This is a genomic window from Pseudomonas sp. NPDC087346, from assembly GCF_044744235.1.
Lineage (GTDB): Bacteria > Pseudomonadota > Gammaproteobacteria > Pseudomonadales > Pseudomonadaceae > Aquipseudomonas.
Genome location: NZ_JBIUXX010000124.1, coordinates 1 through 6,287 on the forward strand (window position 1 = coordinate 1; position 6,287 = coordinate 6,287).

The window sequence follows — 6,287 nt, forward strand, 5'->3', positions numbered from 1 at the left end:
AATCAAACATCATAACATCTCACAAGCAGAGAAAGAAGTACACTATATAGATCAAAAGAACACAAAAGTCCGAGAGCAAGTGCTCTACCGTGTCCACTTTGACGTCGCCGTTTACCAGCGTGGTCGACATAGTGGTTTCACCGACGTTTTCCGCGCGGGCAGGGATCTGCACCACAGGGTCGAGGTCAGCGCGACAAAACACAATGCCAGTGTCGACAGGCGCAGGCTTGAGGGTCAGGTAGACCTTCTCCCCGGAGTGCAGGCCTACACCTGTGGCACGGATAATATTTTTCAGTGTGCGTTGTTTAATCATGGCTTGGGCCGCTTCAGCGCAAATTGCGAACTGGTATCAACAAAGGCTGGCGATAATAGCAGACCATGCCTTTGCTGAACACCAATCACCTTCATAGCCCTGATACATTCCATCAATCGGCCTGACGACGCAGGAAAGCCGGGATGTCCAGGTAGTCCAGGTCATCTTGCGGATTCATCTTCGCGGCAGTCGCAGCACCGGCCTGAGCCTGGTTGCGCATGACGGTCGGACGATCCAGATCACGGTAGTTCACTGCGCCAGCTTCCTGACGAGCGGGTGCCGGTTGTTGCACCTGTGCAGCCATGGAGGTGTGAACGGTGTTGTCGATGACCTTCACAGGCTTCTCGATTTTCGCGCCCAGACCGGTAGCAACCACGGTCACGTGCAATTCGTCGCGCATGTCCGGATCGATAACGGTACCGACCTTGACCATGGCGTGCTCGGAAGCGAAGGCTTCGATGATGCTACCCACGTCGGAGTACTCACCCAGGGACAGGTCAGGACCAGCGGTGATGTTCACCAGAATGCCGCGTGCACCTTGCAGGTTCACGTCTTCCAGCAGCGGATTGCGGATCGCCGCTTCGGTTGCTTCACGTGCACGGTTAGGACCGCTGGCGCAGCCAGTGCCCATCATTGCCATGCCCATTTCGCTCATCACGGTACGCACGTCAGCGAAGTCGACGTTGATCATGCCCGGACGCTTGATGATGTCGGAGATACCGCGAACGGCACCGGCCAGTACATCGTCGGCCTTGGCGAAAGCCGACAGCAGGCTGGCGTCTTTACCGAGGATGGTCAGCAGCTTCTCGTTAGGAATGGTGATCAACGAGTCGACGCTTTCGGAGAGCATGCGGATGCCTTCATCGGCGATCTGCATACGCTTGCGACCTTCGAACGGGAACGGACGCGTTACGACAGCAACGGTCAGAATGCCCATTTCCTTGGCCACTTCGGCGATGATCGGCGCAGCACCGGTACCGGTACCACCGCCCATGCCAGTGGTGATGAACACCATGTTGGTGCCGGCCAGCACTTCAGCAATGCGCTCGCGGTCTTCCAGAGCGGCTTGACGGCCGACTTCCGGATTCGCGCCGGCGCCAAGGCCTTTGGTCACACCAGTGCCCAGTTGCAGGATGGTCCGCGCACCGATGTTTTTCAGTGCTTGAGCATCGGTGTTGGCGCAGATGAATTCAACGCCTTCGATGTTGCTCTTGACCATGTGATTGACAGCGTTGCCGCCGCCACCGCCAACACCGATAACTTTGATTACCGGGCTTGCGGGGATGTTGTCTACGAGATCGAACATTTTCACTCTCCTTACATTCTCTAGTTTTTTCGCCTACTGCTTTTTGTTGCGGTGTTGCGGTAAAGCTTTAGAAGTTGCCTTGAACCCACTTCTTCAATCGGTCCAGCAACGGCGCCTGTGGCTCTTCGTTGCTGTAGCTGTCGCGGCTGCCGATGCCGGAGAACGAGACTCCGTCGGACTGCTTTTGCAGGCCGTACATCAACAGGCCGACGCCAGTGGAATAAATCGGGTTGCGCACTACGTCATCCAGACCTTTCACGCCGTGCGGCACACCGAGGCGTACCGGCATGTGGAAGATTTCCTCGGCCAGTTCAGTGGCGCCTTCCATCTTCGACGTACCACCGGTCAGGACGATGCCGGCCGGGATCAGGTCTTCGTAACCGCTGCGACGCAGTTCAGCCTGAATCAGGGTGAACAGTTCGTCGTAGCGCGGCTCGACCACTTCGGCCAGGGCCTGACGCGACAGCTCACGCGGTGGACGGTCGCCAACGCTTGGCACCTTGATGGTTTCGCCGGCACCGGCCAGTTTGGCCAGGGCGCAGGCGTAACGGATCTTGATCTCTTCGGCGTACTGGGTCGGAGTGCGCAACGCCATGGCGATGTCGTTGGTCACTTGATCACCGGCAATCGGGATCACGGCGGTGTGACGGATAGCACCTTCGGTGAAGATTGCGATGTCGGTGGTGCCGCCGCCGATGTCGACCAGGCACACGCCCAGCTCTTTCTCGTCGTCGGTCAGTACCGAGTAAGCGGACGCCAGTTGCTCAAGAATGATGTCGTCGATTTCCAGACCGCAGCGACGCACGCATTTTTCAATGTTCTGTGCGGCGTTGACGGCGCAGGTCACTACGTGAACCTTGGCTTCCAGACGTACGCCGGACATGCCCAGTGGTTCGCGAACGCCTTCCTGGTTATCGATCACGTAATCCTGCGGCAGGGTGTGCAGCACGCGTTGATCAGCCGGGATCGCCACGGCCTGAGCCGCGTCGAGTACACGCTCAAGGTCAGCCGAGCTGACTTCGCGATCACGGATCGCCACGATGCCGTGGGAGTTCAGGCTGCGGATATGGTTGCCGGCCACGCCGACAAACGCCGAGTGAATGCGGCAGCCGGCCATCAGCTGGGCTTCTTCGATCGCACGCTGAATCGATTGCACAGTGGATTCGATGTTCACCACCACGCCTTTCTTCAGGCCGCGGGACGGATGGGTACCGATCCCGACGATTTCCAGCGTGCCGTCGTCCGCGACCTCGCCTACCAGCGCCACCACCTTGGAGGTGCCGATATCCAGACCGACGATCATTTTGCCGCTTTGCACGTTTGCCATGGGTCCTGCCTCTTCTTAATTCTTTGCGACAGCGGGTTGGGCTGTCGTCGGCGCTACAGGTTCCCGCCAGCCAACGGCAAGGCCGTTGGCGTAGCGCAGATCGATGCGCGCAATGTTCGTAATCTGGTCTTTAAGCGTCTTGTCATAGATAGCGATGAAGCGGCGCATCTTTTCCACCAGGTTGCCGCGTCCCAGCAGCAACTCGATTCCGGGGCCGGAGCTGCCGGCGCCAGTGGTCAGGAACCAGCTGCCGCGTTCACGCAATTCCAGACGTGCAATCGAGAAGCCCATCGGCCTGAGCATCTGGCTCAACACCTGGTATTGCTGCATCACTTGCTGCTGGGCCCGTTGTGGGCCGAACAGCTGTGGCAGATGTTCGTAGTTCGCCAGCTCCTTGGGCGTAAACGCCTGGCCCTGGTTGTTCAGCAAAGACTCGTCGCCCCAACGGGCCACCGGCAGTTGCTCTTCGAGGCGGATCACCACTTGATCCGGCCACACCCGACGCACTTCGGCGTGGGCGATCCATGGCATCTGCTCAAGCTCGGTACGCATGGCCGCCAGGTCGATGGTGAAGAAGCTCGACGCTGTGTACGGAGCGATCCGCTGCTGCACCGCTTGCTGACTGATGTAACTCAGGTCGCCCTGCACCGCGACTTTGGTGATCGGCCGGTCGGCGTAAGGCAGCAAACGCTGTGCGCCTTCGTAGGTACCAAAGCCGAGCACTACCAGCAGCACCGGCCAGAACAGACTTTTCAGAAAACCGAAGTTGGCTTTCGGCAGGCGCGCGGACATCGGCTCTTTCGCCACCATTCGGCTGGCACCCCGCGGCACCGGCTTGCGGCCGGGTGCGGGTGGCTGATGTCTGAGCTGTGCGCCTTGCATCGTCTTAACCTCGAACGTCTTCAACACTGGCGGCCAGAATGGCCAGTACCAGTTGCTGGAAATCCAGACCGGCAGCACGCGCGGCCATCGGTACCAGACTGTGATCGGTCATGCCCGGTGCGGTGTTCACTTCCAGGAACCAGAATTTCCCTTCGGCGTCCTGCATCACGTCTGCCCTGCCCCAACCGGCGATACCCAGCGCCTCACAGGCCTTGGCCGTGAGATCCATGAGTTCCTTTTCCTTGGCTGCGTCGAGCCCGCACGGGATTCGATACTGGGTATCGTTAGCCACGTACTTGGCGTCGTAGTCGTAGAACGTGTGCGGTGTACCCAGGGCGATTGGAGGCAACACCTGGTCACGCAGGGTGGCGATGGTGAACTCCGGACCTTGAATCCATTGCTCGACCAACACTTGCGAATCGTAGGTACTGGCCGCTTTCCATGCGTCGACTAGCTCGGACGCGGAATTCACTTTGGCCATACCGATACTTGAACCTTCATTGGCCGGTTTGACGATCAAAGGCAGGCCCAGTTCCGTCACCGCCGAAATACAATCGGCTTCGTTGCGCAGCACGGCGTGACGCGGCGTCGGAATCCCGAGACTGTGCCAGACCTGCTTGGTGCGCAGCTTGTCCATGGCCAGTGCCGAAGCGAGGATGCCGCTACCGGTGAACGGAATACCGGCGCACTCGAGCAGGCCTTGCATGCTGCCGTCTTCACCGCCACGACCGTGGAGAATGATGAAGGCGCGATCAATTTTTTCGCTCAGCAGACGCTGCAGAAAATCCTTGCCCACATCGATCCCGAACGCGTCCACACCAGCGCTTTGCAGCGCCTCGAGCACGGCGTTACCGGATTTCAGCGAAACCTCACGCTCGGCACTCATCCCGCCGAACAGCACGGCGACGCGGCCGAAGTCTTTCGGCGCGATGGTGGAAAACAGATTGGCGTAGGCAGCAGTCATTTCAACTTCCCCTCGACCGACGCCGCCACGGCGCCAGCGAACAGCTCACTCTTCAACAGTTTCGGTGCGAGACCTCCGATATCACCGGCGCCCTGACACAACAGAATGTCGCCGGCCCGCAGCAGCGGTTTGACCAGCGGTGCCAGATCGACACCACGCTCGATGTAGATCGGATCTAGCTGACCACGCTGGCGAATGCTGTTGCACAACTTGCGGCTGTCGGCACCCGGGATCGGCTCTTCGCCGGCCGGATAAACTTCCATCAGCAGCAGCACGTTGGCGTCGGCCAGTACATTGACGAAATCGTCGTACAGGTCGCGGGTGCGGCTATATCGGTGCGGCTGGTAAACCATCACCAGACGACGGTCCGGCCAGCCACCGCGTACGGCTTTGATCACGGCTGCGACTTCGGTCGGGTGGTGACCATAGTCGTCGACCAGCATCACGTTGCCGCCGTCCACCGGCAGTTCGCCGTAGACCTGAAAACGTCGACCAACACCCTGGAACCCGGACAGGCCCTGCACGATGGCTTCATCGCTGACGCCTTCGTCGGTGGCAATGCAGATGGTCGCCAGTGCATTGAGAACGTTGTGGTTGCCGGGCATGTTCACCGACACATCCAGTGGCTCACGATCGGGACGCAGCACGGTGAAGAAGGTCTGCATGCCTTGTTGACGGACATTGATCGCACGCACGTCGGCTTCTTCGCTGAAGCCGTAGGTCACGGCCGGGCGCTTGACCAGCGGCAGGATTTCACGCACCACCGGATCGTCCAGACACACCACCGCAAGACCGTAGAACGGCAGGTTGTGCAGGAACTCGACGAAGGTTTTCTTCAATACATTGAAGTCGCCACCGTAGGTCGCCATGTGATCGGCGTCGATGTTGGTGACCACGGCTACCAGCGGTTGCAGGTGCAGGAAGCTTGCGTCGCTTTCATCGGCTTCGGCGATCAGGTAGCGACTGGTGCCGAGCTGGGCATTGGTGCCCGCAGCATTCAGACGGCCACCGATAACGAACGTCGGGTCCAGGCCACCGGCAGCGAACACCGAAGCGATCAGACTGGTAGTAGTGGTCTTGCCGTGCGTACCGGCGACGGCGATGCCGTGGCGATAACGCATCAGTTCGGCGAGCATTTCGGCACGCGGTACCACCGGAATGCGGCGCTCAAGGGCGGTCGCAACTTCCGGGTTGGAGGTGTTGACGGCGCTCGACACCACCAGCACATCGGCGGTCGCAGCGTTCTCGGCACGGTGGCCGATAAAGATTTTCGCGCCGAACGATTCCAGACGCTCGGTAACCGGCGACGCCTTGAGGTCGGAACCGGAGACTTCGTAGCCCAGGTTCAACAACACTTCGGCGATACCGCACATACCCACGCCGCCGATACCGACGAAGTGGATGCGACGGATGCGGCGCATTTCCGGTTGTGGCATGGCTTTCTGATTCTCAACCATGGGCCACCTCCAGACAGGTATCGACCACGCTACGGGTG

General features: G+C 59.7%; 6 protein-coding genes. All 6 read right to left on the bottom strand.

The window, feature by feature from the left end; genetic code table 11:
- Positions 1-19 precede the first annotated feature (19 nt).
- The 6 genes from ACIOZM_RS30980 to murC all read right to left on the bottom strand — a co-directional run bounded on the left by ACIOZM_RS30980 (position 20) and on the right by murC (position 6,249).
- Complete coding sequence (locus tag ACIOZM_RS30980) at positions 20-313, bottom strand: UDP-3-O-acyl-N-acetylglucosamine deacetylase (RefSeq protein ID WP_401221343.1); 294 nt, start codon at positions 311-313, stop codon at positions 20-22.
- 112 nt (positions 314-425) lie between these two features.
- Positions 426-1,619 (bottom strand): cell division protein FtsZ, encoded by a 1,194-nt coding sequence (gene ftsZ, locus ACIOZM_RS30985; protein ID WP_401221346.1) that lies wholly within the window; start codon positions 1,617-1,619, stop codon positions 426-428.
- Positions 1,620-1,686: 67 nt separating this feature from the next.
- The gene (gene ftsA / locus ACIOZM_RS30990) at positions 1,687-2,946 is read right to left on the bottom strand and encodes a cell division protein FtsA (RefSeq protein ID WP_123463152.1); all 1,260 of its coding nucleotides are present in this window, start codon (positions 2,944-2,946) and stop codon (positions 1,687-1,689) included.
- A gap of 15 nt (positions 2,947-2,961) precedes the next feature.
- Positions 2,962-3,828 (bottom strand): cell division protein FtsQ/DivIB, encoded by an 867-nt coding sequence (locus tag ACIOZM_RS30995; RefSeq protein ID WP_401221350.1) that lies wholly within the window; start codon positions 3,826-3,828, stop codon positions 2,962-2,964.
- A gap of 4 nt (positions 3,829-3,832) precedes the next feature.
- Positions 3,833-4,792, bottom strand: a complete 960-nt coding sequence (locus tag ACIOZM_RS31000) for a D-alanine--D-alanine ligase (RefSeq protein WP_401221353.1) — start codon at positions 4,790-4,792, stop codon at positions 3,833-3,835.
- Complete coding sequence (gene murC / locus ACIOZM_RS31005; protein ID WP_401221355.1) at positions 4,789-6,249, bottom strand: UDP-N-acetylmuramate--L-alanine ligase; 1,461 nt, start codon at positions 6,247-6,249, stop codon at positions 4,789-4,791. The genes ACIOZM_RS31000 and murC overlap by 4 nt, the downstream gene beginning before the upstream one ends.
- Positions 6,250-6,287: the final 38 nt, after the last annotated feature.